Source organism: Neorhizobium sp. SHOUNA12A (assembly GCF_023006505.1).
GTDB lineage: Bacteria > Pseudomonadota > Alphaproteobacteria > Rhizobiales > Rhizobiaceae > Neorhizobium.
Genome location: NZ_JALBGV010000004.1, coordinates 159,146 through 185,959, shown reverse-complemented (window position 1 = coordinate 185,959; position 26,814 = coordinate 159,146). Strand labels below are relative to the sequence as shown.

The following is a 26,814-nucleotide window of genomic DNA, read 5'->3' as shown; positions in this document are numbered from 1 at the left end:
CTCCTGAAGTCCTTGCCGAGCCGGTGCGCGATCCCGTGACCCAGCGGCAGCAGATCTCCTCGCCGCCGCCGCTCGCGCCGCAATCGACAGCCCGAAAGCGCCCGGCGCGCACGGAGCTCTATTACGATACCAAGAGCCAGGTCTTCTCGGCCCTGATCGATACGATCGATCTTTCCCAGCTCGCCAAGCTCGACGCCGAAAGCGCGCGCGAGGAAATCCGCGATATCGTCAACGATATCATCACCATCAAGAATTTCGCAATGTCGATCTCCGAGCAGGAGGAACTGCTCGAGGACATCTGCAACGACGTTCTGGGTTATGGCCCGCTGGAGCCGTTGCTCGCCCGAGACGACATCTCCGACATCATGGTCAACGGTGCCGGACAGACCTTCATCGAAGTCGCCGGCAAGACGATCGAATCCGACATCCGCTTCCGCGACAATTCCCAGCTCCTGTCGATCTGCCAGCGTATCGTCAGCCAGGTCGGCCGCCGCGTCGACGAATCCTCGCCGATCTGCGATGCGCGCCTGCCGGACGGATCCCGCGTCAACGTCATCGCCCCGCCGCTCGCCATCGACGGACCGGCGCTCACCATTCGTAAGTTCAAGAAGGACAAGCTCAACCTCGACCAGCTCGTCAGGTTCGGTGCGATCACCCCGGAAGGGGCAACGCTCCTGCAGATTATTGGCCGCGTCCGCTGCAACATCGTCATCTCCGGCGGCACCGGTTCCGGCAAGACGACGCTGCTGAACTGCCTGACCAACTATATCGACAGGGAAGAGCGGGTCATCACCTGCGAGGATACCGCCGAACTGCAGCTCCAGCAGCCGCATGTGGTCCGTCTCGAAACCCGCCCACCGAACATCGAGGGCGAGGGCGAGATCACCATGCGCGATCTCGTCAAGAATTGCCTGCGCATGCGCCCCGAACGCATCATCGTCGGCGAAGTGCGCGGACCGGAAGTCTTCGACCTGCTGCAGGCGATGAACACCGGCCACGACGGCTCGATGGGTACGATCCACGCCAACACGCCACGCGAATGCCTGAGCCGTATGGAATCGATGATTGCCATGGGCGGTTATTCGCTGCCGGCCAAGACCGTGCGCGAGATCATCAGCGGTTCGGTCGACGTCATCATTCAGGCGGCCCGTCTGCGCGACGGTTCGCGCCGCATCACCCAGATCACCGAGGTGATGGGCATGGAAGGCGACGTGATCATCACCCAGGACCTGATGCGCTACGAGATCGACGGCGAGGACGCCAATGGCCGCCTGATTGGCAGGCATATGGCAACCGGCATCATGAAGCCGCATTTCTGGGACCGCGCCCGTTATTACAACGAGGAAAAGCGTCTTTCCGCCGCGCTCGACGCGATGGAAAAAACCAAGGACTAAGGAGCGGAATTCCATGTTCGGGTTGGATATCAATGTCGTGGCGATCATCGCCCTCGTGGCGGTCGCCGCGGCGGCGGTCTGTTACGGGCTGTTGTTCTCCCGCATGGAAGTGGAAAAGAAGGCAGACAGCCGGCTCAACCGGGTGAAGTCGGCGGAAACCGATCTCAACAAGGTCAAGGACGCTCGAGACCGGGTGCAGGAGCTTTCCAAGCGCCGCAAGTCCATGCAGGACTCGATCAAGGACCTGGAGAAGAAGCAGGAAGAGAAGAACAGGAAGATGGGCGACGGCAGCTTGAAATCCAAGCTCGCCCAGACCGGCCTGTCCCTGACGATGGGCCGCTTCTATATGTTCAGTGTCCTTTTCGGCGTCTTCGTCTTCCTCGTCACCTTGATTGCCGGGCTGCCTTTGCTTGCCGCCCTCGGCGCAGCCTTCGTCAGCGCGGTCGGCTTGCCGCGCTGGATCGTTGGTTTCCTGGTCAAGCGTCGCCAGAAGAAGTTCCTGGAGGAATTTCCGAATGCGCTCGACGTCATGGTGCGATCGATCAAATCCGGCCTGCCGCTCAACGATTCAATGCGACTGATCGCATCCGACGGCCAGGAGCCGGTGAAGACGGAATTCCGCCGCGTGATCGAATCCCAGCAGGTGGGCCTGAGCATTCCCGAAGCCTGCACCCGCATGATGTTGACCATGCCGCTGCCGGAAGTGAATTTCTTTGCGATCGTCATCACCATTCAGGGCCAGGCCGGCGGCAATCTTTCCGAAGCGATCGGCAACCTTTCCAAGGTGCTGCGCGAGCGCAAGAAGATGAAGGCCAAGGTGCAGGCGTTGTCGATGGAAGCGAAGGCTTCGGCGGTGATCATCGGCGCTTTGCCCTTCATCGTATCGCTGCTCGTCTATCTGACCTCGCCTCAGTACATCTCGATCATCTTCACCGATCCGCGCGGGCACCTGATCCTTTTGGCTTCCGGCGTCTGGATGTCGATCGGCATCTTCGTCATGCGCAACATGATCAACTTCGACATCTGAGGGGACGGGACGATGGGACTGGCAACGACGCTTACCGATCCGATCACACTGCTTGCCATTCTGGTGGCCGTGGCGGTTTTCGCGACCCTCTACACGCTGGCGAGCCCTTTCCTCGAAAAGGGAGATCTCGACAAGCGCATGAAGGCCGTCTCCACCGAGCGCGAACAGATCCGCGCCCGCGAACGCGCCCGCATGAATTCCGAACAGTCGAAGACGTCGCTGCGTGCGCAGAATAATCAGTCGGTTCGGCAGATCGTCGAGCGCTTCAATCTGCGCAAGGCGCTGGTTGACGACAACACCGTCAACAGGCTTCGTGCCGCCGGTCTGAGGTCGCAGAACGCCCTCAACATGTTCCTGCTGGCCCGTTTCCTGCTGCCCTTCGTTTTCCTTGCGGCCGCTATCGTGTGGATTTTCGTGCTCGGCAACCTCGCCACCCGGCCGTTCCCGATCCGCATGCTGGCGGCGATCGTTATCGCCTATATCGGCTTCTACGCACCGAACATCTACATTTCCAACCGGGTGAAGAAGCGCCAGCATTCCATCAAGCGGGCCTGGCCCGATGCGCTCGACCTGATGTTGATCTGCGTCGAATCGGGGATTTCCATGGAAGCGGCGATGCGCCGCGTGGCCGAGGAGATGGCGCAGGCGTCGCCGCCGCTGGCCGAGGAAATGGTGCTGACGACGGCCGAGCTCTCCTTCTTGCAGGACCGCCGCACCGCGCTCGAAAATCTCGGCATCCGCACCCAGCTCGATATCGTCAGGGCCGTTACCCAGGCGCTGATCCAGGCGGAACGTTATGGCACGCCGATCGCCTCGGCGCTGCGCGTACTTGCCCAGGAAGGTCGCGACGAGCGGATGAACGAAGCGGAAAAGAAGGCGGCCGCCCTGCCGCCGAAGCTCACCGTCCCGATGATCCTGTTCTTCCTGCCGGTCCTGATCGCCGTCATCCTTGGTCCGGCCGGCATCCAGGTCGCCGACAAGTTCCACTGAACGCGGTTTTCTAACATTCGGCGTTCGACCCGCACCGGCCGCGCGTGCCCATTGTTGAACGTGATATGAACTCCCGTTTCAGACGGCGTTCAGCGGGATCGGTCCAATATCCTCTCCATCAGCTCGAGACGGCCGGCTCTTCCAGCCCCGCCGGTTCGTGAACGAAACATATTCGGAGGATACCAAGATGCTGACACGACTTTGCGTGAACCTCGTCCTGATCGGCGGAATCATCACCGTGATCTCGCGCCTTATCTAAGGCGCTCCGACAGGACCATTCCCGAAAACGAGAAAACCGGCGCAAGGCCGGTTTTTGTTGGAATGGCGGAAGAAGCCCCATCAGTTCGTATTGGGCTTTCCTTTGCCATCCTTGTCGGCGAGCTTCGTCCAGGCGTTTTGCTGGGATAACATCGAGCGCAGATAGGTGACGTTGGCATCGGCCTGCTGCTGCGAGAGTTCGCGGCGGGCGATCTGTTCTGCTTCCGAAAAACGACCCTGCAGGCCGACCACCAGCGCCAGGTTCTGGCGGACGCGGCTGTCAGCGGCAGGCTGGCCGGCGGCATTACGCATGTAGGTTTCCGCCGTCTTCAGGTCGCCGGAAAGCACATAGGACATTCCGAGATTGGACATCACACTTGGCTCGTTCGGCTGGGTATCAAGCGCCATGCGGTATTTCTGGCGAGCCTCCGCCGAGCGCCCGAGCTGATCGAGCACGGCGCCTTCGGCCGAATAGAGGCGCCAGTCCGGATGATCGGGGGTCTGGGCGCGGTTGATGGTCGCGAGCGCCTGTTCGAGCTGGCCGGCACCGGCCTGCGCCTTGCCATAGGCGGCCAGCACCTCGCGGTCGGCCGGGTGAGCAATCGCCACCTGCTGCATCACCGCAAGCGCCTGCGCGCTCTTGCCCGTCATACCGAGCACCGTCGCGTAGCGCAGCCCGATTTCCTTGTTCTTCGGATCTCGGGCATAACTTTCGCCGATCGACTTCTCTGTGCCTGCAAGCGCGTCCGCATTCATGCCGTCCATGGAGGCGGCCGAGGCCCTCGGGATCGAGCCCGTCGTCGCCACGTCCCGGTTCGTCGCACAACCGGTGACCGAAAGAGCGGTGAGAAGGGCGAAGGCGGCGGTCTGGGCGAGGCGGGTCTTGCGAAGCGTCACGGCTGCGGAAGCGGTCATGGGGTGCGGTCTCGTTCGGTCCGGTGCCACGTCTTCCGAATAGGGAGCGGGCAGATAGCGCATTTCCACTCCAGCAATAAACTGTTAACCCTAACAGATCGTTAAGACGAGCGATTCCAGCAGCTTCCGAAGGCCCGCCCATGACTCCCTATCAGTATATCGAACGTCCCTCTCCCTTCAGCGCGAAAGGGGCGACGTCAAGGCCGGTCCATGCCGTGACGCCCTCCGACCTGGAGGCTGGGAAGCTCGATGCGGCGGCGCTCGCCTGGGCGAAGGCGTCGGGCTTCAAGGCGGAAGCCGGTGCTCTGCTTGTGGTACCTGCGGGCAATGAAGTGGGCAGCGCCCTGTTCGGCCTTGGCAGCGATCCCGCCGAGGCACCGTTCATTACCGGCAAACTCTCGAAGCTCTTGCCGGCGGGTGACTGGCATGTCGAGACCTCGGCGCTTGGCGGCGCGCATCTTGCTCTCGGCTACGGCCTCGGCACCTACGGTTTCAGCCGCTACAAGTCCGAAAAACCGAAGGACGTCCGGCTTGCGATCCCGGTCACGGCCGATGCCGCCGATGTCGAGCGCCAGCTTGCCGGCGTTTTCCTGGCCCGTGACCTCATCAATATTCCGACCAACGAGATGGGGCCGATCGAGCTCGAAGCGGCATTCCGGGCGCTTGGCGAACATTACGGCGCGACCGTCACGTCGATCGTCGGCGAGGACCTGCTCGCCCGGAATTTCCCGCTCGTCCATACCGTCGGGCGCGCCAGCATCTCGCCTCCGCGGCTGCTCGAAATGCGCTGGGGAGAGAAGGGCCATCCGCGTGTCACCCTGGTCGGCAAGGGGGTGTGCTTCGATACTGGCGGTCTCGACATCAAGGGTGCCGCCAACATGGCGCTGATGAAGAAGGACATGGGCGGCGCGGCGAACGTCATGGGCCTTGCCCTGATGATCATGGATGCCGGTCTCAAGGTCGACCTGCAGGTTCTGGTGCCGGCGGTCGAGAACTCCATTTCCGGTAATGCCTTCCGCCCCGGCGATATCTACAGGAGCCGCAAGGGCATCACCGTGCAGATCGACAATACCGACGCGGAAGGCCGGCTGGTCCTTGCCGACGCGCTCGCCTATGCGGACGAAAACCCGCCGGACCTGATGGTCGACATGTCGACGCTGACGGGGGCTGCCCGCGTCGCGCTCGGCACCGAGCTTGCTCCCTATTTCACCGACGACGAAACGCTTGCCGGCAAGCTGATGGACGCGGGACGCACCGAAGCCGATCCGATGTGGCGCCTGCCGCTGTGGATGGGCTACGACAAGGATATCCGCTCCCGCGCCGCCGATATCACCAATTCGCCCTCGGGCGGCATGGCCGGCGCGATCACCGCAGCACTTTTCCTCAAGCGTTTCGTCACCGCGACCAGGAGCTGGGTGCATTTCGACATCTATGGCTGGGTGGCGGCCGAAAAGCCGCATGCACCGGTCGGCGGCGAGGCGTTTGCGATCCGCGCACTCTATCGCACGATCCGCGACATGGCCGCGAAATAAACCGGCTCCGAAACAGACCGGTAAGAAGTTCGGCCTAAAATTCGTCGGATTGTGAACCGAGGCCGAATTTGGAACCGAGGTGGTGATGCCGGTTGAACTGACCGCCACTGAAGCGCTGGGCCTCTGGCACCGGGTATCGCTGGAGCAGGTGCGCCACGACGGCCGCGATCTGACATTGCGCCAGATGTCCATTTTGCTGCATATTTATCTCGTGCCGCCGCCGCACACGGTACGTGGCCTGGCGGCGACGCTGGGCGTTACCAAGCCGGTCATCACCCGCGCGCTCGACACGATGGGCGAGATGGGTCTGGTGGACCGCCAACGCGACGAGCGGGACCGCCGCAATGTGGTGATCAAGCGCACGGTGACGGGTGCGCTCTATCTGGAAAAGCTGGGCGACCTGATCATCAAGGAAGGCCGCAAGTGACGGGTTTGGCATAAGGCGCCCGAAGGGATTTTGAAATGACCAAGCTGCTCGACAGACGCCTGCACGCCTTCCGCCCCGACCTTGCAGACGAGACGCTGAAGGGCAGCGTCGAGGCAGGCCAGTTCGTCCGCGGCGAGCCGGCACGCATCGCCGTGCCGGTGGCCCAGCTGCGCCCGGCACCGGACCTTGCCCGCGGCATCGATACCGAACTTTTGTGGGGCGAAACCGTCCGGGTCTTCGACCGCGCCGAGGGTTTTGCCTGGGTGCAGGCCGATCAGGACGGCTATGTCGGTTACCTGCCGGAGGCGATGCTCGGAGGCCTGGACGAGCCCACCCACCGCATCGCCGTGCCCCGCACCTTCCTTTATCCGGAGCCGGAGCTACGCAAGCCGCCGGTGGGCGCCCTGTCGATGGGGAGCCGCGTCACCGTCGTCGGCGAGGCGGAAACCCGCGGCACCCGTTATCTCGTATTGGCAAGCGGCGAGGCGGTGATCGCCCGCCATTGCCTGCCCATCGCCGAAACCTTGGATGGGGACTACGTCACCGTCGCCGAAAAATTCATCGAGACGCCCTATCTCTGGGGTGGCCGTTCCGGTTTCGGTCTTGATTGCTCGTCGCTCGTGCAGCTCGCCCTGATGATGACCGGTCAATTTGCCCCGCGCGACTCCGATATGCAGGCCTCGATCGGCAAAGAGATCGGCCAAGGGGAACTTCGCCGCGGCGACCTCGTTTTATGGAAAGGTCATGTCGGCATCATGGAGAATGCCGAGACGCTTCTCCACGCCAACGGCCACACGATGAGCGTCGCCCGCGAGAATTTCGAGGCGGCCGTTCAGCGGATCGGATGGCTCTACCAGCAGCCCACCGGCTATCGCCGCCTGGATAACCGCCGATGATCACGCAAACGTGGTCCCCGGCCCATGGATCGGGCCTCCTGCCGTCCATATCTTTGAATCGTCCGCAGTTTTCGTGGATGAGGAGTCGATTGATGCTCAAAGGTGCATGGATACTGCCGGCCATGATGCTCGTGGCGCTGCTTGTCGCCGCGTTGGTTCCGGCCGAGGTATTCGCAGCCGAGCCCCTGGCCTTCCCCAAGGACACCCAGACCTATTTCCGCAACCTGCCCGGCGTCGTGCCCGAGGAGGAGCGCGTGAAGAAACAGGCCTATGACTGCACCAGCGATATCGAGAACGTCTATCGCAGTCGTGGCGGTTTCGACATTCTCTATGGCGATGTCATGCCGACCCGGATCTACCGCTGCAAGTCGCCGAGCGGCGTGACCTATACCGGCACACGGATGCCGAATAACGAATGGGCTCCCGGCATTCACCCCTATCATCTGCCCGAATAGGGCAATCTTCGTTCAATGGGGGCCAACCGGAAGACCGTATCTTGCGATGTCGCGTCGCAGCCCCGTCCAGCCATTGACGACCTGCCGCCGCTGCCCCACTACTTTCTGACATACTGAACTTGGTACACCGGGAGGATGCAGGGTGTTCCACGCAAGCATGAATTTTGCGCTCGGCGAGGAGGTCGACGCTGTTCGTGAGACGGTCCACCGTTTCGCGCAGGAAAAACTCAAGCCTCGCGCCGACGAAATCGACCGCAGCAACGAATTTGCCCGAGATCTCTGGCCCGAACTGGGGGCGCTCGGCCTGCTCGGCATCACCGCCGATCCGGATTTCGGCGGCACGGGCCTCGGTTATCTCGCTCATGTCGTCGCCGTCGAGGAACTGGCTCGTGCCTCGGCCTCCACATCGCTCAGCTACGGTGCCCATTCCAACCTCTGCGTCAACCAGATCAACCGCAACGGCAATGCCGACCAGAAGGCGCGTTACCTGCCGAAACTCTGCTCGGGAGAACATGTCGGCGCGCTCGCCATGTCGGAGCCCGGCGCCGGTTCCGACGTCGTCTCGATGAAGCTCCGCGCCGAGAAGCAGGGCGATCGTTACGTCTTGAACGGAACCAAGATGTGGATCACCAACGGCCCCGATGCCGATGTTCTGGTGGTCTACGCCAAGACCGATCCGGCCGCCGCCTCCAAAGGCATCACCGCCTTCCTTGTCGAGAGGGATTTCAAGGGGTTCACGACGGCCCAGAAGCTCGACAAGCTCGGCATGCGCGGCTCCAACACCTGCGAACTGGTGTTCGAGGATTGCGAAGTGCCGGCCGAAAACGTCATGGGTTCCGAAGGCGGCGGCGTGCGCGTGCTGATGTCGGGGCTCGACTACGAGCGCGTCGTGCTCTCCGCCATCGGCATCGGCATCATGCATGCCTGCCTCGATGTGGTCATGCCCTATGTCCACGAGCGAAAGCAGTTCGGCCAGCCGATCGGCGAATTCCAGCTGATCCAGGCGAAGGTCGCCGACATGTACACGGCGATGAATTCCGCCCGCGCCTATGTCTATGCCGTCGCCGCTGCCTGCGATCGCGGCGCCGTGACGCGCCAGGATGCCGCCGCCTGCTGCCTCTACGCCTCCGAACAGGCGACCCAGCAGGCACTGCAGGCAATCCAGATCCTCGGCGGCAACGGCTATATCAACGACAATCCGACCGGCCGGCTGCTGCGCGACGCCAAGCTGATGGAGATCGGCGCCGGCACGTCCGAAATCCGCCGTATGCTGATCGGCCGCGAACTCTTCAAGGAAACCGCCTGATGGCTGTCATCCGGTCTGCGGTCAACCTGAGGAGCGAAGCCGCCGAAGCGAACCGTGCCGCGATGCAGGCAAAGCTTGCCGAGGTCGAGACGGCGGTAAAGCTCGCCGAAGCCGGCGGCGGCGAGGAAGCGCGGGCGCGGCATGTGAAGCGCGGCAAACTGCTTCCCCGCGAACGCATTGCGCGTCTGCTGGACCACGGCTCGCCCTTTCTCGAAATCGGAGCCACCGCCGCGCATGGGCTGTACGGCGGGGCGAGCCCGTCGGCCGGCATCGTCACCGGCATCGGCCGGGTCGAGGGCCGCGAGGTGATGGTCGTCGCCAACGACGCCACCGTGAAGGGCGGCACCTACTACCCGATGACCGTCAAGAAACACCTGCGGGCCCAGGAGATCGCCGAGGAGAACCGTCTCCCTTGCGTCTATCTGGTCGATTCCGGCGGCGCCAACCTGCCGAACCAGGACGAGGTGTTTCCCGACCGCGATCATTTTGGCCGCATCTTCTTCAACCAGGCCCGCATGTCGGCGAAGGGCATCGCCCAGATCGCCGCCGTCATGGGTTCCTGCACCGCCGGCGGTGCCTATGTGCCGGCCATGTCCGACGAGGCGATCATCGTCAAGGACCAGGGCACGATCTTCCTCGCCGGCCCGCCGCTGGTGAAGGCCGCGACGGGCGAGGAAGTCTCGGCCGAAGATCTCGGCGGCGGCGATGTCCACACAAGGCTGTCCGGCGTCGCCGATCATCTCGCCCGCAACGACGCCCACGCGCTCGCGCTGGTCCGCCGCGCCGTTGGCGGACTGAACACCCGCAAGCCGGATACGGTGGTGCTGGCGACGCCCGAGGAACCGCTTTACGATCCGGAAGAAATCGCCGCGATCGTCCCGTCCTCGCTGAGCACCCCCTACGATATCCGCGAAGTGATCGCGCGGGTGGTGGATGGCTCCCGGTTCGACGAGTTCAAGGCGCGGTTCGGCATGACGCTGGTCTGCGGCTTCGCGCATGTCTTCGGGGTTTCCGTCGGCATCGTCGCCAACAATGGTGTGCTGTTTTCCGAAAGCGCCCAGAAGGGCGCGCATTTCATCGAGCTCTGCTCGCAGCGAAAAATCCCGCTGGTCTTCCTGCAGAACATCACCGGCTTCATGGTCGGCCGCAGATACGAGGCGGAGGGCATCGCCAAGCACGGCGCCAAGCTGGTGACGGCGGTTGCGACAACGTCCGTGCCGAAGGTCACGATCCTGCTTGGCGGTTCCTTCGGCGCCGGCAATTACGGCATGGCCGGCCGCGCCTATTCGCCGCGTTTCCTCTGGACCTGGCCGAACAGCCGGATTTCGGTGATGGGCGGCCCGCAAGCCGCCGGCGTACTGGCGACGGTCCGGCGCGAGGCGATCGAGCGCGGCGGCAAGACATGGGGCGCGGACGAGGAGGCGGCCTTCAAACAGCCGGTGCTCGACCAGTTCGAGGAACAGAGCCACCCGCTTTATGCCTCCGCGAGGCTCTGGGACGATGGCATCATCCACCCGGCCAAGACACGGCAGGTCCTGGGCCTGAGCCTCTCCGCCGCCCTCAATGCTCCGATCGAGGATACACGCTTCGGCGTGTTCCGGATGTGAGGGTTGGCTTGATGCAGCAGAGCACATCCAAAGACCCCCTCTGGCCTGCCGGCCATCTCCCCCACAAGGGGGGAGAAGACTCGCGGCACGGCCTCGCTTCAAATCCACCACCGGTGCGGCGGGGTAAGCCCCTCCCCCTTGTGGGGAGGGGTTGGGGAGGGGTTTACTCGTCCTGGTATCTCGGGGCTGCCCCATGCTGAGAAAAGTCCTCATAGCCAATCGCGGCGAGATCGCCTGCCGCATCATCCGCACCTGCCACCGGCTGGGTGTCGCAACCGTCGCCGTCTATTCCGACGCCGACCGGGATGCCCTGCATGTGTCGCTTGCCGGCGAGGCGGTGCATTTCGGGCCGTCCCCAGCAGCCGAAAGTTATCTCCGCGGCGAGACGATCATCCAGGCGGCGTTGCGCACCGGCGCCGACGCCATCCATCCCGGTTATGGCTTCCTTTCGGAAAACCCCGACTTCGCCGATGCGGTGACATCCGCCGGCATACGGTTCATTGGTCCATCGTCCGATGCCATTCGCGCCATGGGCCTCAAGGACGCCGCCAAGGCGCTGATGGAAAAGGCGGGAGTGCCTGTCGTCCCTGGCTATCACGGCGCCGAACAGGATCCCGACTTCCTCTCCAGGGAAGCGGAGCGCATCGGTTTTCCGGTGCTGATCAAGGCGCGGGCCGGGGGTGGCGGCAAGGGCATGCGGCGGGTCGAAAGGGCGGACGACTTCAGGGAAGCACTCGCCTCGGCGCAGCGGGAGGCTTTGGCCGCCTTCGGCGATCCCGCCTGCCTGATCGAGAAATACATCGCCCATCCACGCCATATCGAGATTCAGGTGTTCGGCGACGACCACGGCAATGTCGTGCACCTCTTCGAACGCGACTGCTCGCTGCAGCGCCGCCACCAGAAGGTCATCGAGGAGGCGCCGGCCCCCGGCATGCCGGAGGAGATGCGCATCGCCATGGGCGAGGCGGCGGTGAAGGCCGCGATGGCGATCTCCTATTCCGGTGCCGGCACGATCGAGTTCATCGCCGATGCCTCCGACGGGCTGAAGGCCGACCGTTTCTGGTTCATGGAGATGAACACCCGGCTGCAGGTGGAGCATCCGGTGACCGAAGCGATCACCGGCGTCGATCTCGTCGAATGGCAGCTTCGCGTCGCGTCCGGCGAGCCTCTTCCGCGCAGCCAAGGCGAGCTTTTCATCAGCGGCTGGGCCTTCGAGGCGCGGCTTTATGCGGAGGATGCCGAGCGGGGTTTTCTGCCCGCCACCGGCAGGCTTGCCCATCTCGACCTGCCGGAGGAACTGGCGCGGGTGGACAGTGGCGTGCGCGCCGGCGACCGCATCTCGCCTTTCTACGATCCGATGATCGCGAAAATCATCACCCGAGGCCCGGATCGCCAGACAGCGCTCTCGCTGCTCTCGGCCGCCCTTGCCGAAGTTCGCGCCACCGGCGTGACCACCAACGCTGCATTTCTTCGCCGGCTAACGATCCAGCTGGATTTCGTCGAGGGCTTGCCAGATACCGGCCTCATCGACAGGCATCTGGCGGAATTGACGATCGGTCAGTCCCCGTCTCGCGAGGCCATGGCCTTGGCCGCTTTGAAACTTTCCGGTGCCCTCGAACCGAAGAACGGAAGCGATCCCTGGGACCGCTTATCCGGGTTCCGGTTATGGGCCGAAGCCTCCGATTTCGTCGAGCTGGACTACCGCGGCCAGCACGTGCCGGTGTCGTTCGGATCGATCGGAGAGGGCGTCTACGCGGCCATGGTCGACGGCAAGCCGGTCGATTTCCGTCTCTCTCGCCTGGACGCCGAGGCTTGTCTTCTGGAGGCCGCCGGCCGGAAACATCGCGTCCATCTGGTCTCCGGCGAACGTGACGTGACGATCTTCGGCGATGGCGAGAACTGGCACTTCGGCCTTATCGATCCCCTTGCCGGTGAGGATGAGATTGCCGCCGGCAGCGATCGCATCGTCGCGCCCATGCCGGGCCTCGTCAAACTCCTTCGTGCCACGCCGGGAGCCTCGGTCACAAAGGGCGAGGCCCTTGTCGTGATGGAAGCCATGAAGATGGAATTGACGCTTGCCGCCCCGCGCGACGGGACGCTTGCCGATGTCCTGGTGTCGCAGGGCGAACAGGTGATCGAAGGCGCGGTGCTGCTGACCCTTGAGCCGGAGCCCGAAGCCGGGGAGCCGAAGGATGGCTGATTTCGTCCGCATCCACGAAATGGGTCCACGCGACGGGCTCCAGAACGAGAAGGGGCTCATTTCCACCGCCGACAAGATCCGGCTGGTCGACCTGCTCTCCGCCTGCGGTTTCGAAAAAATCGAGGTGACGAGCTTCGTTCGCGCCGACTGGGTGCCGCAGATGGCCGACGCCGCCGAGGTCATGGCCGGCATTACCCGCCGTCCGGGGGCGCTCTACACAGTGCTGACACCGAACGTGCGGGGATATGCGGCGGCCGTCTCGGCCAAAGCGGATGAAGTCGCCGTCTTCGCCTCGGCGTCGGAAGGCTTCAGCCACCGCAACATCAATTGCAGCATCGCCGAGAGTTTTCAGCGGTTCGCGCCTCTGATCGACAGCGCCCGCCGCGACGGCATCCCGGTCCGCGCCTATGTCTCCTGCGCCGTTGACTGTCCCTTTGATGGTCCGACGCCGCCGGCGCAGGTGGCGCGGGTGGCAACGGAGCTTCATGCGTTGGGTTGCAGCGAGGTGGCGCTGGCCGATACGATCGGCACAGGCACGCCGGATCGGGTCGCAGCCATGCTCGATGCGGTCTTGAAGCACCTGCCGGCGGCACATCTCGCCGGGCATTTTCACGACACAAACGGCCGGGCGCTCGACAACATCACCGTCTCGCTCGAAAAAGGTCTGCGCGTTTTCGATGCTGCCGCCGGCGGGCTCGGCGGGTGCCCTTATGCGCCCGGCGCCGAGGGCAATGTCGCGACTGGCAAGACGGTCGATCATCTGCATGCGCTGGGGTTCGAAACCCGCATCGACCGCGACCGGCTGACCGAGGCAGAGGCTTTTGCCCGCAGCCTGAGGGGAGCACGCTGATGGGCGCTTACGACACGCTGACGCTGGAACGGGATCTCCGCGGGGTGGTGACACTGACGCTCGCCCGGCCCGAAAAGCACAATGCCATGAACGCACGGATGATCGCCGATCTGGCCGACGCGGCCGGCAAGCTCGCAGCCGACGATGCGGTGCGCGTCGTGGTTCTCGCATCCGCCGGCTCCACATTCTGCGCCGGAGGCGATCTGCAATGGATGCGCGACCAGGAGGCGAGGGATCGTGCCGGCAAGATCGAGGGGGCGACAGAACTTGCTCTCATGCTGAAGGCGCTCGACGACCTGCCGAAACCGCTGATCGGCCGGGTGCAGGGCAATGCCTTCGGCGGCGGTATCGGCCTGATGGCCGTCTGCGACATCGTGGTCGCGGCTGACAGCGCCTGGTTTGCGCTCACCGAAACGCGGCTCGGCCTGATCCCCGCGACCATAGGACCCTACGTCGTGCGCCGGATCGGTGAAGGCCATGCCCGCCGGTTGTTCCTCAACGCCCGCCGCTTCGATGCGGTCACGGCCCGCGAGATCGGTCTCGTGTCTATCGTTCGCACAGCCGACGAACTTGATGCTGCGGTGGAAGAGGAGGTCTTGGCTTTCCTCGATTGCGCTCCCGGTGCCGTCGCCAGCGCCAAGAGCCTTGCGCAAAGTCTCGCCCGCCAGGCGACCGAAGATCCGATCGGCTACAGCACCGGCTTGCTCGCCGACCGTTGGGAAAGCGCCGAAGGTCGCGCCGGCATCGACGCCTTCCTCAATCGCCGGCCGATGCCCTGGGCGGCGCCCAAGTCAGGCGGGGATTAGTCCCGGATCGGCTCCGGGACCAGTGGAGCGTTATTGCTTCGGGATACCCGCCTTCTGGATCACGTCCGACCATTTCTGGATGTCGGCCTTCAGGCGATTGCCGATCTCCTCCGGCGCACTGGATCGGGCTTCGACGCCGAGATCCGCGAACCGCTTCTTGAGGGCAGGGTCGGCCAGGACTTCGACCAGCGTGGCGTTCAGCTTCTTCACCGCTTCCGGCGGCGTGCCCTTCGGCGCGAAGATGGCGTTCCAGGAGGTCACGTCGAAGCCCTTGACGCCTTCTTCCGCGGCGGTCGGGACGTTCGGCGAGAGGCTGGAGCGCGACGGGCCGGACGAGGCGATAGCGGTCGCCTGGTTCTGCTGCAGGGCAGCCTTCAGCGCAGTCTGGCTGTCGACGATCACGTCGAGTTCGCCACCGAGCAAGGCGACCTGAAGATCCGGCGTGGCCTTGTAGGGGACGATCGTAAAATCGATCCCGGATGTCGACTTGAAGAGCTCAGCCGCAAGATTCTGGCTGCTGCCGACGTTGATCGTCCCGACATTGAGCGCGCCCGGCTTGGCCTTCGCGGCTTCCAGCACATCCTTGAGGGTTTTGAACTTGCCGTCCGATTTGGTGACGAACACGAAATCGAAATAGGCAAGGCTCGATACCGGCACGAAATCGGTGACGGGATCGAATTGCAGGTTCTTGAAGAGCGGAACGCTGATCGCGGTGCCGTTCGAAAGCAGAGCGAGCGTGTAGCCGTCTGCCGGCGCGTTCAGCGCCGCCCGGGCAGCAACGGAGCCGCCGGCACCCGGCTGGTTCATGATGACGATCTGTTTGCCGAGTTTCTTGCCGAGCGACTCGGCAACCAGGCGTGCCGTAATGTCGGCAATGCCGCCGGGCCCGAACGGCAGAACCAGCGTGATGTCCCTCGACGGATAGGCGTCCTGCGCCATGGTGCCGGTCGGCAGCATCAGGGTCAGGGCGATGGCCAGAGATTTCATCCATCGCGCCGGCTGTCGGAACCGGCGCGCCGATCTCCCCGTAATTTTGTAATCCATTCTCTCCTCCTCCTCTAAGGCCGCTCAGGCGGCGAAACCGTATAAACGTGCGGGATTGTCGACCAGCAGCCGCTGCCGATCCTCTTCCGTCAGCGCGAACTTCGGCACGAGATCCACGAGGTCGGCCTCGTCGACCGGCTCCTTGAGGTTCGGATGCGGAAAATCCGTGCCCCAGAGGCACCGGTCGGGGCTTGCCGCCAGCAGCGCCTTGGCAAAAGGCACCGCCGTATCGAACGGAAAGCGGGAGATTCGCTCCGACCCGCAGACCTTGATCCAGCAGTTTTCCCGCCGCACCAGTTCCAGCAGCGTCTGAAACGCCGGCTGGTCGGTGCCGAGGCTGGTGTCGACGCGGCCCATGTGGTCGATGACGAAGGGCACCGGCAGTCGAGCGATCATGTCGGAAAGCGGCACGATATCGGCGGCGTCGAGATGCAGCACCACATGCCAGCCGCGGCCCTTGATATGGTCGATCGCCCGGTTGAAGACGTCCATATCCGGCGCGCCGCCGAGGTGGCGGACGAAATTGAACCGCACGCCGCGCACGCCGCCATCGTCGAGGGTCTGGTAGGCGCGGTCGTCAAAGCTGTCGTCGACGATGGCGACACCGCGGTAACGATCAGGCCGCCAGGCGATCGCGTCGAGCATGGCGCGGTTGTCGGTCCCGTGGCAGCTCGCCTGAACGATGACGGCGCGGTCGATGCCAAGCCGGTCGTGGAGCCTCGCCAGCGCCTCTTTCGGCGCATCCTCCGGCGTATAACTGCGGTTGGGGGCATAAGGGAACACGGCGCCCGGGCCGAACACGTGGCAATGCGCGTCGCAGCTATTGACAGGCAGTATGAAGTTCGGTTTCCGCCGCGCGGCTGCCGTCCCGTGACCGCTCTCCTGGCGATGTTCGTTCATTTCTCCTCCCATGCGTATTTCAGATTGCTGCGGATTGCCTGATTTCGACGCCGAGGCTTCGAAAGCTCGCATAACTTGCCTCGACGAGTTGATAGACGGCGGCTTCCCGGTCGTTTCCGTCGACCGTACCGCCCGAAAGACGGGTGACGCGGTCGGGATTGATGAGGGCGTAATAGAGGGAACCGAGCAGGAATTGGCTGCGCCAGACGAGCCCCTCCAATGGCGCACCCGGCACGCAGTCGGCGAGAGCCTTGATGAAGGCACGGCTGGTCTCGTCGAATGCGTCTGCGATGATCGCCTGCGCGTCGGGATTTCCCTCTGCCGACAGGACCGCCCGCATGCGGGTGAATTCGGCACCGCCGCCATCGCCCTCGGACGAGGAAACGAAGGCCGGCACGACGTAGGCGCGCAGGATCGCCATCAGCCGCTGATCCGCATCGCTGATCCGCAGGGCCTCGCCCAGCAGTTCGCGGCGGCGGGCGTTCATCGGCACCGTGTGGCGCTCGTAGACCTCACGCAGCAATTTTGCCTTCGAGCCGAAATGATAGGTCAGGCTGCCGACATTGGCTCCGGACGCCTTGGCGATATCCCGCAGCGAGACGGCATTGTAGCCGCTGCGGGAAAACAGGGTCACGGCGTTTCTGAGCAAGGCTTCCCTCAGATTCGGTCGCATCGAAGATCCATTATCAATTGTACGCCTAATTTGTACAGTTGTACAAATTAGGCGTCAATCGAAATCGCGCACCGAGGCGGCCGAGACATTTTGCGCCGGGCGCCGGCTCCGGGAACCGACCCTTCCGAGGAAACGAGCTAGCGTTGTGGAAGCATGAAGCCGTCGAAAAAGGCTGCGAGCTCCGCCTGGGCATCGAGCGGCAGGACATGAGCGACATACTGGTCCGGCCGCACCACCACCATGCAGCCCTGTTCCCGGTCGATGCCGCGTAAGTCGAAAATGTCATGGCCGCTCTTGAGGTCGGGGCAGAACATCTTTTCGTAGTCGCGGAGCCCGTAACGGCCCTTCCGGGGCAGCAGGAAAATCGGCATGGTTTCGACTGCAAGCGTGCGGTGGGCCTGCTGGAAAACGGCCCGGAAATCGATCTCCGAGTCGATGTCGGCACCGGAAGGTGTATGTTTCTTCACCGGCGAGGAGGGGGAATCCGCCAGGAAATCGCAAAGCGCCCGCAGGCGCGAGGTGGGTGCCGCACTATCCCCCGCTCCGGCAAACGCATAGATGCGCCAGCGGCCGTCCGCCTTCGCAGCATGACCGAGCTGCATCGGCTTGGCATCGACCAGCCGGATCACCGGCGCCGAATGGAACCGCGTACCGATTGTCAGCCCCCTGGTGAGATGCTGATGGGTCGATTGGCCGGTCAGCACCGACGGCATGTATCGGGTCGCCGTGCCCGCCGTATAGCGTCCGGACCGAACGAAATATTTCTGGACTTCCGCCGGCTCGACGCCCTCGCCATCCGGATGGTCGGGGGATTTCAGCGGCGCGCTCAGCATGGCCGACCATTCTCGGTCGAAATCGATCAGTTCCTTGGCGATGGTCTGGCGTTCGGCGGAATAGCTGTGCAGCAGTTCCGGCCTGCTCCGCCCCTGCAGCACGGCCGCCAGCTTCCAGCCGAGGTTGAAACCGTCCTGCATCGAGACGTTCATGCCCTGGCCGGCCTTCGGACTATGCGTGTGGCAGGCATCGCCGGCGATGAACACATGCGGCAGGCGCCCCCCGGGAGCGTCCTCCGGCACGTCGTCGAACTTGTCGGTCAGCCGTTGCCCGATCTCGTAGACCGACCACCAGGCGACTTCCTTCACCTCGAATGTGTAGGGATGCAGGATGCGCTGCACAGCCGCGATCAGCTTGTCGACGGTGATGTTCCGGCTCGCGACCCGTTCATTTTCGTTGAGCTTGTCCATCTCCACATAGATGCGGACCATGTAGCCGCCTTCGCGCGGGATCAGCACGATGCTGCCTTCGCCCGCGGACTGGATGAGCGTCTTCAGGCGGATGTCGGGAAAATCGGTAACGGCCAGCACGTCCATGACGCCCCAGGCGTGATTGGCGGAATCGCCGTGCAGCGCCCGCCCGATCGATTTGCGCACCGCGCTGCGCGCCCCGTCGCAGCCGACGACGTAGCGCGCCTTGACGGTCTCGATTTCACCTTCGTGGGAGGGGGCGAGGCGCTCCAGCCTCGCGGTCACCGGATAGTCGGAGGCGGCGGGGTCGGTCTCCAGATCGATCAGGCGCCGCGAATAATGCGGTTCGAGCCGGGTCGGCGATTTGCGCATGACATCGAGGAAGAAATCCTGAACCCGCGCCTGGTTGAGGATGACATGCGGGAATTCGGAAAGCCCATCCTCGGTATCGTCGATCCTGCCGCTGCGGACGATGTTTTCGCGTTTTGCGTCGTCCGGCTTCCAGAACGAGGTCTCGTTGACCCAGTAGGATTCCTGGAGCACCCGCTCGGCAAAACCGAAGGCGTGGAACATCTCCATCGTGCGGCAGGCGATGCCGTCCGCCTGGCCGCGCAGCAGGGCGCCGGATCTCTGGTCGACGATGCAGGTCCTGATATCGGGAAAGGCGGAGAGCTGCGCCGCGAGCGTCAGGCCTGCCGGACCGCAGCCGACGATCAGGACATCGACTTCGGCGGGAAGCGGTCCTTTGTCGACTGGCGTGCTCTGTCGATCCTCCGGGCGAAAGATTTCCGGGTCGCCGGGCTCGAACCCATTCAGATGGAATTGCATGGAACCAGTTTCCTCCGCATGTTTCTTGATGGGCGTCCGCTGAAATGGATTCGGCGGATCCAATATTGATCAGTATGCTGATTATCAGTATACGTGTCAAGCTTGCGATGGTTTTGGAGAGTTTGGTGAAAGACAACGATGACATGCCGGGGCATCTCGCCCGCCGGTTTCAGCAGATCGCCGTGGCGGTCTTCCATGCCGAGGTCGAGCAAGCCGGCTACGACCTGACACCCGTCCAATACGCGGCGCTTGCGGCGGTCAGCACCAATCCCGGCATCGATCAGGTGACGCTCGCGGGGCTGATCGCCTACGACCGGACGACGATTACCGGGGTGATCGACCGGCTGGTGCAGAAAGGGCTGCTGGCGCGCAATGCCAGCACCAGGGACAGGCGCGCCCGCGAATTGCAGATCACCGACGAGGGTCGCAAGACCTTGAGCGGCGTCGCGCCGGTGGTCGAGGCGGCGCAGGAACTCATGCTGCGCGGGCTGTCGGCAGATGAGGGCGACGAACTGCTGCGGCTTTTGCGCAAGGCGATCGCCGCCGGCAACGAGTTGAGCCGCGCACCGTTGCGCGAGGTTTCGGACACCGCCAAGACCAAGCCGGTCACCTGACCTGCTTCGGGCAAGGCGTGGCCCGGTTACCGGAGCAAACTCCGTATCCGATCCCGCTCCGTTAACCATTTGTTGACCATATTGGCCGAGCCTCCTCTCCAGGCACGCCAGCCGTAACTTGGATACAGCAGGGAGAAGAGCATGACGCTCGTGACATTGCCCAACAAGATCGTGCGAAACAGCCACCACACCGTTCTGGTGATGCGCGACGGCGGCACATGCCAGGCCGTCTGCGTCGTCAACGACGGCAGGATCGGCGACGTCTGCTCCAAGCTAGGCCTTATCGAAAGCATCGCCAGCAGCAAGCTCGATCACGGCGAAGTGGCGTTCGACGGCCGCGTCTGGATCACCCATTCCGACATGCCGCGTCCACTGCATGCGAGCCGCCACTAACAATTGGGTGGCCTTGCGCTGAAGGTGCTCCGACGCCATCGCGTCTGGTCCCAGTCGCAGGGACAGGAATGAGGAGAGTGGGGATGCCCTCCCGCGGGGTCTTATCCCGCGAGCGAACGAAACATCCGGCCCCCGAGCATACCCAAGGGCCGGATATCGGGGAGGTATCAGCGGAAGAGGTCGAGAATGCGTTTCGACTGTTCGTTGACGATGCTGAGGCCGATCGTCTGAAGTTGCTGCTGCACCTTCGTGGCGGCAAGCTTGACGGCGCTCTCTTCCATGTTGGCGTCGACGAGGCGCCCGACGCCGCGGTCGATCGCATTCTGCAGCTTGGAGAGGAATTCCGTATTGGCGCTGATGCGGCTCGACGTGGAGCCGAGCTTGGCGCCGGCGGAGGTGAGGCTCGAAAGCATGCTGTCGGTGGCCGAGATCATGCCATCCAGTTCGTCTTCGGTGGTCGAATTGGAGATCTTGATTTCGCTGGCGGTTGCCGAGCCCTGCGATCCCGTATCGAGGAGGTAATATTCGTAGGCGGTGCCGTTGTCGGTGGTGCCCGAATAGGCCTTGGTCAGAAGCCCGTCGGCGGCGTCACCGCTGCCGACCAGCGTCGTCGAGGCGGTATCGAAATCGATCGTGTTGAGGGCCGTGGTGCCGTCTTGGTTCGTCGATGGGGATGCCAGCAGCGACTTGACGCTCGGCGTCCCGGCGGAACTCAGCCAGTTCTCGCCGTTGAAGGATGACGACTCGGCGACCATGCCCAACTGATCCTTGAGTTGGCCGATCTCCGCATTGATGGCGTCGCGGTCCACGCCCGGCGAGCGCGCCAGGATAAGTTTTGCCTTGATCTCGGAAACGAGACCGGTCGCAGCCTCCATGCCGAGCGACGCCGTATCCGTCATCGCGGCTGCAAGGCCCGATGCGTCCTCGACTGCCGAAAGCGACATGCCCGTCGAACGCATCGACGTGGCGATCGACCAATAGGCGGCGTTGTCGGATGCCGTGTTGACGTTGCGGCCGGTTGCCACCTGGACCGTGTTGCGCTCCAGCGCCTTGGCGGAGCCGGTCAGCAGCAACAGCGCAGACGCCGCCGACTGATTGTAAGAAATGCTGCTCATGAAGCGTCTCGCAGGTGGGAAGGACACGTTACGGGCTCAGGCAGTGAAGATCGGCGTCATGCCCTTGAGCCGTCGCCATATCAGCCCACGAACTCATCACCTGCAATCACCTTGCACGAGCGAGATTTCAAAGCATTTGCAGGATTTATTAAGGTTTTAATGATTGGCGGGTTTGTTGGCGGGAATGTGTTCAGATGCGGTAGACCTAAGAAATCACCGCTGCGTACTCTGAACTCAGAAGCCCTGAAATAAAAAGTCCGTCGCGGCGAGAATCTCGTCGCGATACGCGGAAAGGTCAGCAACCAGTTCGCCGAGATCCTGGGCCGGCACGGCGGCCATTCTTTGCGTCGCCATCACGTGCAGTTCGCCACGGATTGCAAAACGCGGGTTAAGACGTGGCATCGACCACGAGAGCTCCGCGACCGGATATAGCGGGACTATGACGCGAGTCTTGAGATCATCCAAAAGGTCCGCCTGAAGGTCGAGCACCAGCAGTTTGCTGGATGCCATTTTGTAAGCACGAAAACGCGCCATCAGAACTGGCGATACTTGGCGAGTGGCAAACCGTGTTTCTCGATATATTCATTTTCAAGCCGGATTGCCTCGGCATTCTCCAGCCGCCAAAGGCGTTCGCGCTCGGCCTTGATCGCCTTTGTTATGCCTTCTTCGGCCGCCCGCGATACGTTTATCTTCAGCTCGCGGGCTTCGGACACAAGGTTGCTGTCCAGCGAAAGATTGGCTGCTTTTCGGGCGGACTGGGACATTCCGATCTCCAAGTTTATGCGCAAACTATATGCGCATAAACGGTCATTGGAAAGATCAATCGTCCTTCATTTTCAAGGCGGCAATGAACGCTTCCTGCGGGATGTCGACCTTGCCGAACTGCCGCATGCGCTTCTTGCCTTCCTTCTGCTTGTCGAGCAGCTTGCGCTTGCGGGTGGCGTCGCCGCCGTAGCATTTTGCGGTCACGTCCTTGCGCATCGCCGAGATCGTTTCGCGGGCGATCACATTGCCGCCGATCGCCGCCTGGATCGGGATCTTGAACATGTGCCGCGGGATCAGGTCTTTCAGCTTCTCGCACATGTCGCGGCCGCGCTTTTCGGCAGCGGAGCGGTGGACGAGCATGGAGAGCGCGTCGACTGGCTCGCCGTTGACCATGATCGACATCTTCACGAGGTTTCCCTCGCGATAGCCGTGCAGATGGTAGTCGAACGAGGCATAACCCTTGGAGATCGACTTCAGGCGGTCGTAGAAATCGAACACCACTTCGTTGAGCGGCAGCTCGTAGGTGAGCATGGCGCGCTTGCCGACATAGGTGAGTTCGGTCTGGATGCCGCGGCGGTCCTGGCAGAGTTTTAGGATGCCGCCGAGATAGTCGTCGGGGGTGAGGATCGTCGCCTTGATCCACGGTTCCTGGATTTCCGAGATCTTGACCACGTCCGGCATGTCGGCCGGATTGTGCAGCTCGCGCTCGGAACCATCGGTCATCGTCAGCTTGTAGACAACCGAGGGTGCGGTGGCGATGAGGTCGAGGTCGAACTCGCGTTCCAGGCGTTCCTGGATGATTTCCAGATGCAGCAGGCCGAGGAAGCCGCAGCGGAAACCGAAACCGAGTGCTGCCGAACTTTCCATTTCGAAGGAGAACGACGCGTCGTTGAGGCGCAGCTTGCCCATCGCGGCGCGCAGGTCCTCGAAATCGGCGGCATCGACCGGGAAGAGGCCGCAGAACACCACCGGCTGGGCCGGCTTGAAGCCCGGCAGCGCCTTGGCGGTCGGGCGCTTGTCCTCGGTGATCGTATCGCCGACGCGGGTATCGGCCACTTCCTTGATCGAGCCGGTGAAGAAACCGATCTCGCCGGGGCCGAGGCTGTCGACGGCCAGCATTTTCGGGGTCAGGACGCCGACGCGCTCCACTTGGTATTTGGCATCGGTGCCCATCATGCGGATGGTCTGCCCCTTGGTCAGCACGCCGTCGAGGATGCGTACCAGAACCATGACGCCGAGATAGGTGTCGTACCAGCTGTCGACCAGCAGCGCCTTCAGCGGGCCTTTTTCGCCGAGTTCGCTCTTCGGCGGCGGTAGCTGGTGGACGATCGCTTCCAGCACGTCCGGAATGCCGAGGCCCGTCTTCGCCGAGATCAGCACGGCGTGCGACGCGTCGATGCCGATCACTTCCTCGATCTGTTCGCGGATGCGGTCGGGTTCGGCGGCCGGCAGGTCGATCTTGTTGAGGACGGTGACGATCTCGTGGTTGTTGTCGATCGCCTGATAGACGTTGGCGAGCGTCTGCGCCTCGACGCCCTGGGATGCGTCGACGACGAGAAGCGAACCTTCGCAGGCCGACAGCGAACGCGACACTTCGTAGGCGAAGTCGACATGGCCGGGCGTGTCGATGAGGTTCAGGATATAGGTCTCGCCGTTATTCGCCTTGTAGTGCAGGCGCACCGTCTGGGCCTTGATGGTGATGCCGCGTTCGCGCTCGATATCCATCGAGTCCAGCACCTGTTCCGACATGTCGCGCTCGGCAAGGCCACCGGTCGTCTGGATCAGCCGGTCGGCGAGCGTCGACTTGCCGTGGTCGATATGTGCCACGATCGAGAAGTTGCGGATATGGTCAAGCGGAGTGCGGGTGGAATTGGTGCTCATGGTCGCGCATATAGCAGCGCGAATCCCTGCCGCAAAGCGGAAAGATAACCTTTCGTTGAGGATAAAGCCCAGCGGCGTGGGCTATTTGGCGGGCTTTTCGGTCTCCGGACCGGTCATCACGGAGGCGTTCGGAAGCTGGGCGCTTCTGAGCCCGACATTCTCCCGTTCGTCGGCCGGCACGCCCACGCGTTCCTTGAGGCGCCAGATCACGTAAGTCCCGTAGGCGATCGCCACCAGGATGACCGCGTAGATGAAGGTGTGCTGGCCGAAAGCCGGGGTGAGCAGCGTCACCCCGAGCGGCACGATGGTCGCAGCCGTCGACCAGGCGACCAAGAGCGTCGAGGAGAGCGGCACGAAATCGCCGGGATCGGCCCGGTCGTTGGCATGCGCATTGGCGACCGAATAGACAGTCTCGACCGCGCCGCCGAAGACGAGGAAGACCAGCATCAGGATGATCATCATCGAGAAGGACACGAACAGCGCCGCAGTGCCCGCCGCGACAATCAGCGCGCAGGTGATCAGGAGCACGAAACGGCGGTCGATGCGGTCCGACAGCATGCCGAGCGGATATTGCACGAACAGCAGGCCCGTCTGCATCACCAGCATCAAAAGCGCGACATCCGCCTGCGCCACGTGGCTGGTGGTGGCGTAGATCGGCACGAAGCCCTGGATCACCATGGAAAGGCCGCCGGACGCGAGCACGCCGATCAGCCCGACCGGCGAGATGCGCCAGGCCATCTTGATGTCGACATTGACATTGGCCGGCGCCGGCGGGTTGGGCAGGCGGGTCAGCCCGATCGGCAGGATGGCGAGCGCGGTGACGAATACCACGGCGAGCGGCGCCAGATTGCCGTCCGTCGGAATGCGACCGAACAGCCAGGCGCCGGCGCCGAGCCCCAGCACGAAAGCCATGTAGAAGAACGACATCGCCCGGCCGCGCCATTCGTTGGAGGCGGCGTGGTTGAGCCAGCTCTGGGCGATGATGAAATTGACGTTGGACGCTGCCCCATAGACGCCGCGCGCCAAAACCCAGTAGATCGGCGGCGGGTTGGTGGCGATCAGCACGGCGGCGATGATCACCATCGCCATCGAGCAGGAGAACAGCCGCGCATGGCCTACCCGGCGGATCAGAGGTCCGCCGACGATGCAGCCGATCAGCCCGCCGAAGGCAAGCGTCGGAACCGCGGCGCTGGCGGCCCAGGATGAACCCGTCTCCGTCAGCACGAAAGGAACATAGGCCGACATGATGCCGCTGCCGATGGCGGCAATCGTCATCGAAACGACGATGCTGGCGATCGACAGGGGCGACGCCGTCTCGGATGTCTGGCCGTTCATCTCGTCCCCCGCAAGCGCGGGCGTTGGCGATTTCCGCCGATTTAAAGCCCGATACTGCTCCATAGCCGATGGACCATGACAGGAGCTATCGCGGAAGCGCCATCGCTTGTAAAATTCGCCAACTCTATCATTTGCGCACTTGATTCCACGATAAGAGAATGCAATTCTCAAATCATGGAAGCCACGGATCATGACATTGAAAACGCTATCAGCGAGCGGCTGAAGAGCCTGCGGGCCCGCGCCGGTCTGACGCTGGACGAACTGGCGAACCGCTCCGGCGTCAGCCGTGCGATGATTTCGCGGATCGAGCGGGCCGAGGCGAGCCCGACGGCGGCGCTGCTGGCAAGGCTGTCGGAGGCCCTCGGGCTCTCCCTCTCGGCCTTTTTCGCCGATGACGAGCCGCAGAACTCGCCGCTCAGCCGCCGGGCGGAACAGAAGCTGTGGCGCGATTCGCATACGGGTTATCTGCGCCGCTCGGTTTCGCCGCCGGGCACGCCGAGCAGGGTAGATATCGTCGAGGTGGATTTCCCCGCCCATGCGCGGGTTAGCTTTCCGCCGCGCGAGGAGAGCCGGGTGATGACCCAGCATGTCTGGTTGTTCGAGGGCGTGCTGGAGATGGTCATCGGCGAGACCGTCCATACGCTTCATCCCGGCGACTGCCTCTACATGGATATCGGCGCCGCCTTCGACTTCCACAATCCGTCCGACAAGCCGGCCCGGTATGCTGTCATCCTCGACCGCGGCCGCTGAGCATTTTCATCAGAAGATTTTTCAAGATGACCGTCACCATCCGCATCCTCGATGCCGGCGAAACCCGCGCTGCCATAGCCGATCTCTCCGAGACCCTGTCCGACTGCGTCAACGGCGGGGCTTCGCTCGGTTTCATGTTGCCCTTCGCGCCGGAGGATGCGGTCGGCTATTGGCAGGAGATTGCCGATGCGGTCGAAAAGGGAGGTATCATCCTCGCGGTGGCCGAAGTGGAGAGCAAGGTCGTCGGCACGGTGCAGGTGGGTCTTGCCTCAAAGCCGAACCAGCCGCATCGCGGCGACCTGATGAAGCTCCTAGTGCATCGCTCCGCCCGCGGGCTCGGCCTGTCGCGCAGGCTGATGGAGGCGGTGGAAGCGGAAGCCGCACGGCGCGGCCGCACCCTTCTGGTGCTCGACACCGCGACCGGCAGCGAGGCGGAAAAGATCTATCCGCGCTTCGGCTGGGAGCGGGTAGGCGTCATTCCGGATTATGCCATGTGGCCGGAAGGTGGTTTCTGCGCCACGACGCTGTTTTACAAGCGCATTGCTTGAAGGTCCAAGAAAAATCCAGCAGCACGTCCCCCTCCATCTCGATTTATTCTTGCAAATCAGG

26 protein-coding genes are annotated in these 26,814 nt (G+C 63.3%); 16 read left to right on the top strand and 10 right to left on the bottom strand.

Going from position 1 to position 26,814, the window contains the following annotated elements; all coding sequences use genetic code 11:
* From MOV63_RS03675 to MOV63_RS03665, 3 genes are all read left to right on the top strand, one after another.
* The coding region (locus tag MOV63_RS03675) for a CpaF family protein (RefSeq protein ID WP_247031743.1) at nucleotides 1-1,394 on the top strand (1,394 nt) is incomplete at its 5' end.
* A gap of 13 nt (nucleotides 1,395-1,407) precedes the next feature.
* The gene (locus MOV63_RS03670) at nucleotides 1,408-2,421 is read left to right on the top strand and encodes a type II secretion system F family protein (protein WP_038548182.1); all 1,014 of its coding nucleotides are present in this window, start codon (nucleotides 1,408-1,410) and stop codon (nucleotides 2,419-2,421) included.
* A gap of 12 nt (nucleotides 2,422-2,433) precedes the next feature.
* Nucleotides 2,434-3,411 carry a type II secretion system F family protein gene (locus tag MOV63_RS03665; RefSeq protein ID WP_038592363.1) on the top strand — a complete coding sequence of 326 codons (978 nt, stop codon included), beginning with the start codon at nucleotides 2,434-2,436 and terminating at the stop codon, nucleotides 3,409-3,411.
* A gap of 339 nt (nucleotides 3,412-3,750) precedes the next feature.
* Here MOV63_RS03665 and MOV63_RS03660 read toward each other — a convergent pair whose 3' ends face one another.
* Nucleotides 3,751-4,584, bottom strand: a complete 834-nt coding sequence (locus tag MOV63_RS03660; protein ID WP_247031741.1) for a tetratricopeptide repeat protein — start codon at nucleotides 4,582-4,584, stop codon at nucleotides 3,751-3,753.
* 140 nt (nucleotides 4,585-4,724) lie between these two features.
* Between MOV63_RS03660 and MOV63_RS03655 the strand changes: the two genes are divergently transcribed.
* The 9 genes from MOV63_RS03655 (at nucleotide 4,725) to MOV63_RS03615 (ending at nucleotide 14,663) form a co-directional block, all read left to right on the top strand.
* Nucleotides 4,725-6,116 (top strand): M17 family metallopeptidase, encoded by a 1,392-nt coding sequence (locus tag MOV63_RS03655; protein ID WP_247031739.1) that lies wholly within the window; start codon nucleotides 4,725-4,727, stop codon nucleotides 6,114-6,116.
* An 85-nt stretch (nucleotides 6,117-6,201) separates the two neighbouring features.
* Nucleotides 6,202-6,543 carry a helix-turn-helix domain-containing protein gene (locus tag MOV63_RS03650; RefSeq protein ID WP_247031737.1) on the top strand — a complete coding sequence of 114 codons (342 nt, stop codon included), beginning with the start codon at nucleotides 6,202-6,204 and terminating at the stop codon, nucleotides 6,541-6,543.
* Between the two features lie 35 nt (nucleotides 6,544-6,578).
* Nucleotides 6,579-7,439, top strand: coding sequence for an NlpC/P60 family protein (locus MOV63_RS03645; RefSeq protein WP_247031735.1), 861 nt, complete (start codon nucleotides 6,579-6,581; stop codon nucleotides 7,437-7,439).
* Nucleotides 7,440-7,531: 92 nt separating this feature from the next.
* Nucleotides 7,532-7,894, top strand: a complete 363-nt coding sequence (locus MOV63_RS03640) for a hypothetical protein (RefSeq protein WP_247031733.1) — start codon at nucleotides 7,532-7,534, stop codon at nucleotides 7,892-7,894.
* 142 nt (nucleotides 7,895-8,036) lie between these two features.
* Entirely contained in the window at nucleotides 8,037-9,200 is a 1,164-nt protein-coding gene (locus MOV63_RS03635) for an isovaleryl-CoA dehydrogenase (RefSeq protein WP_247031731.1), read from the top strand.
* Complete coding sequence (locus MOV63_RS03630) at nucleotides 9,200-10,807, top strand: carboxyl transferase domain-containing protein (protein ID WP_247031729.1); 1,608 nt, start codon at nucleotides 9,200-9,202, stop codon at nucleotides 10,805-10,807. Before MOV63_RS03635 ends, MOV63_RS03630 begins: the two co-directional genes overlap by 1 nt.
* 193 nt (nucleotides 10,808-11,000) lie before the next feature.
* The gene (locus MOV63_RS03625; protein ID WP_247031727.1) at nucleotides 11,001-13,007 is read left to right on the top strand and encodes an acetyl/propionyl/methylcrotonyl-CoA carboxylase subunit alpha; all 2,007 of its coding nucleotides are present in this window, start codon (nucleotides 11,001-11,003) and stop codon (nucleotides 13,005-13,007) included.
* Complete coding sequence (locus MOV63_RS03620) at nucleotides 13,000-13,857, top strand: hydroxymethylglutaryl-CoA lyase (protein WP_247031725.1); 858 nt, start codon at nucleotides 13,000-13,002, stop codon at nucleotides 13,855-13,857. The genes MOV63_RS03625 and MOV63_RS03620 overlap by 8 nt, the downstream gene beginning before the upstream one ends.
* A complete protein-coding gene (locus MOV63_RS03615; RefSeq protein ID WP_247031723.1) occupies nucleotides 13,857-14,663 on the top strand; it encodes a crotonase/enoyl-CoA hydratase family protein in 807 nt (268 codons plus the stop codon). The genes MOV63_RS03620 and MOV63_RS03615 overlap by 1 nt, the downstream gene beginning before the upstream one ends.
* A gap of 30 nt (nucleotides 14,664-14,693) precedes the next feature.
* On the opposite strand, the gene MOV63_RS03610 is transcribed toward MOV63_RS03615, so the two are convergent.
* From MOV63_RS03610 to MOV63_RS03595, 4 genes are all read right to left on the bottom strand, one after another.
* Nucleotides 14,694-15,650, bottom strand: a complete 957-nt coding sequence (locus MOV63_RS03610; protein WP_247031721.1) for a tripartite tricarboxylate transporter substrate binding protein — start codon at nucleotides 15,648-15,650, stop codon at nucleotides 14,694-14,696.
* A gap of 81 nt (nucleotides 15,651-15,731) precedes the next feature.
* On the bottom strand, nucleotides 15,732-16,607 hold the full coding sequence (locus tag MOV63_RS03605) for an amidohydrolase (protein WP_247031718.1): 876 nt from the start codon (nucleotides 16,605-16,607) through the stop codon (nucleotides 15,732-15,734).
* Between the two features lie 19 nt (nucleotides 16,608-16,626).
* Nucleotides 16,627-17,280 carry a TetR/AcrR family transcriptional regulator gene (locus MOV63_RS03600; RefSeq protein WP_247031716.1) on the bottom strand — a complete coding sequence of 218 codons (654 nt, stop codon included), beginning with the start codon at nucleotides 17,278-17,280 and terminating at the stop codon, nucleotides 16,627-16,629.
* A gap of 137 nt (nucleotides 17,281-17,417) precedes the next feature.
* Entirely contained in the window at nucleotides 17,418-19,352 is a 1,935-nt protein-coding gene (locus tag MOV63_RS03595; protein ID WP_247031714.1) for an FAD-binding monooxygenase, read from the bottom strand.
* Nucleotides 19,353-19,477: 125 nt separating this feature from the next.
* Between MOV63_RS03595 and MOV63_RS03590 the strand changes: the two genes are divergently transcribed.
* On the top strand, nucleotides 19,478-19,966 hold the full coding sequence (locus MOV63_RS03590) for a MarR family winged helix-turn-helix transcriptional regulator (RefSeq protein ID WP_247031712.1): 489 nt from the start codon (nucleotides 19,478-19,480) through the stop codon (nucleotides 19,964-19,966).
* 141 nt (nucleotides 19,967-20,107) lie between these two features.
* Entirely contained in the window at nucleotides 20,108-20,359 is a 252-nt protein-coding gene (locus MOV63_RS03585; protein WP_247031710.1) for a hypothetical protein, read from the top strand.
* 167 nt (nucleotides 20,360-20,526) lie between these two features.
* Here MOV63_RS03585 and MOV63_RS03580 read toward each other — a convergent pair whose 3' ends face one another.
* From MOV63_RS03580 to MOV63_RS03560, 5 genes are all read right to left on the bottom strand, one after another.
* Nucleotides 20,527-21,474, bottom strand: a complete 948-nt coding sequence (locus tag MOV63_RS03580; RefSeq protein ID WP_247031708.1) for a flagellin — start codon at nucleotides 21,472-21,474, stop codon at nucleotides 20,527-20,529.
* 234 nt (nucleotides 21,475-21,708) lie between these two features.
* Nucleotides 21,709-22,008, bottom strand: coding sequence for a CcdB family protein (locus MOV63_RS03575; RefSeq protein ID WP_038548227.1), 300 nt, complete (start codon nucleotides 22,006-22,008; stop codon nucleotides 21,709-21,711).
* Nucleotides 22,008-22,238: a type II toxin-antitoxin system CcdA family antitoxin gene (locus MOV63_RS03570; RefSeq protein WP_105438741.1), complete on the bottom strand. Its 231-nt coding sequence runs from the start codon at nucleotides 22,236-22,238 to the stop codon at nucleotides 22,008-22,010. The genes MOV63_RS03575 and MOV63_RS03570 overlap by 1 nt, the downstream gene beginning before the upstream one ends.
* 55 nt (nucleotides 22,239-22,293) lie before the next feature.
* A complete protein-coding gene (lepA, locus tag MOV63_RS03565; protein WP_038548234.1) occupies nucleotides 22,294-24,120 on the bottom strand; it encodes a translation elongation factor 4 in 1,827 nt (608 codons plus the stop codon).
* A gap of 81 nt (nucleotides 24,121-24,201) precedes the next feature.
* Complete coding sequence (locus MOV63_RS03560; protein ID WP_247031706.1) at nucleotides 24,202-25,455, bottom strand: MFS transporter; 1,254 nt, start codon at nucleotides 25,453-25,455, stop codon at nucleotides 24,202-24,204.
* 174 nt (nucleotides 25,456-25,629) lie between these two features.
* On the opposite strand from MOV63_RS03560, the gene MOV63_RS03555 reads away from it, so the two are divergent.
* Both MOV63_RS03555 and MOV63_RS03550 read left to right on the top strand, forming a co-directional pair.
* Nucleotides 25,630-26,205 (top strand): helix-turn-helix domain-containing protein, encoded by a 576-nt coding sequence (locus MOV63_RS03555; protein WP_247031704.1) that lies wholly within the window; start codon nucleotides 25,630-25,632, stop codon nucleotides 26,203-26,205.
* A gap of 26 nt (nucleotides 26,206-26,231) precedes the next feature.
* Nucleotides 26,232-26,753, top strand: a complete 522-nt coding sequence (locus tag MOV63_RS03550; RefSeq protein WP_247031702.1) for a GNAT family N-acetyltransferase — start codon at nucleotides 26,232-26,234, stop codon at nucleotides 26,751-26,753.
* Nucleotides 26,754-26,814: the final 61 nt, after the last annotated feature.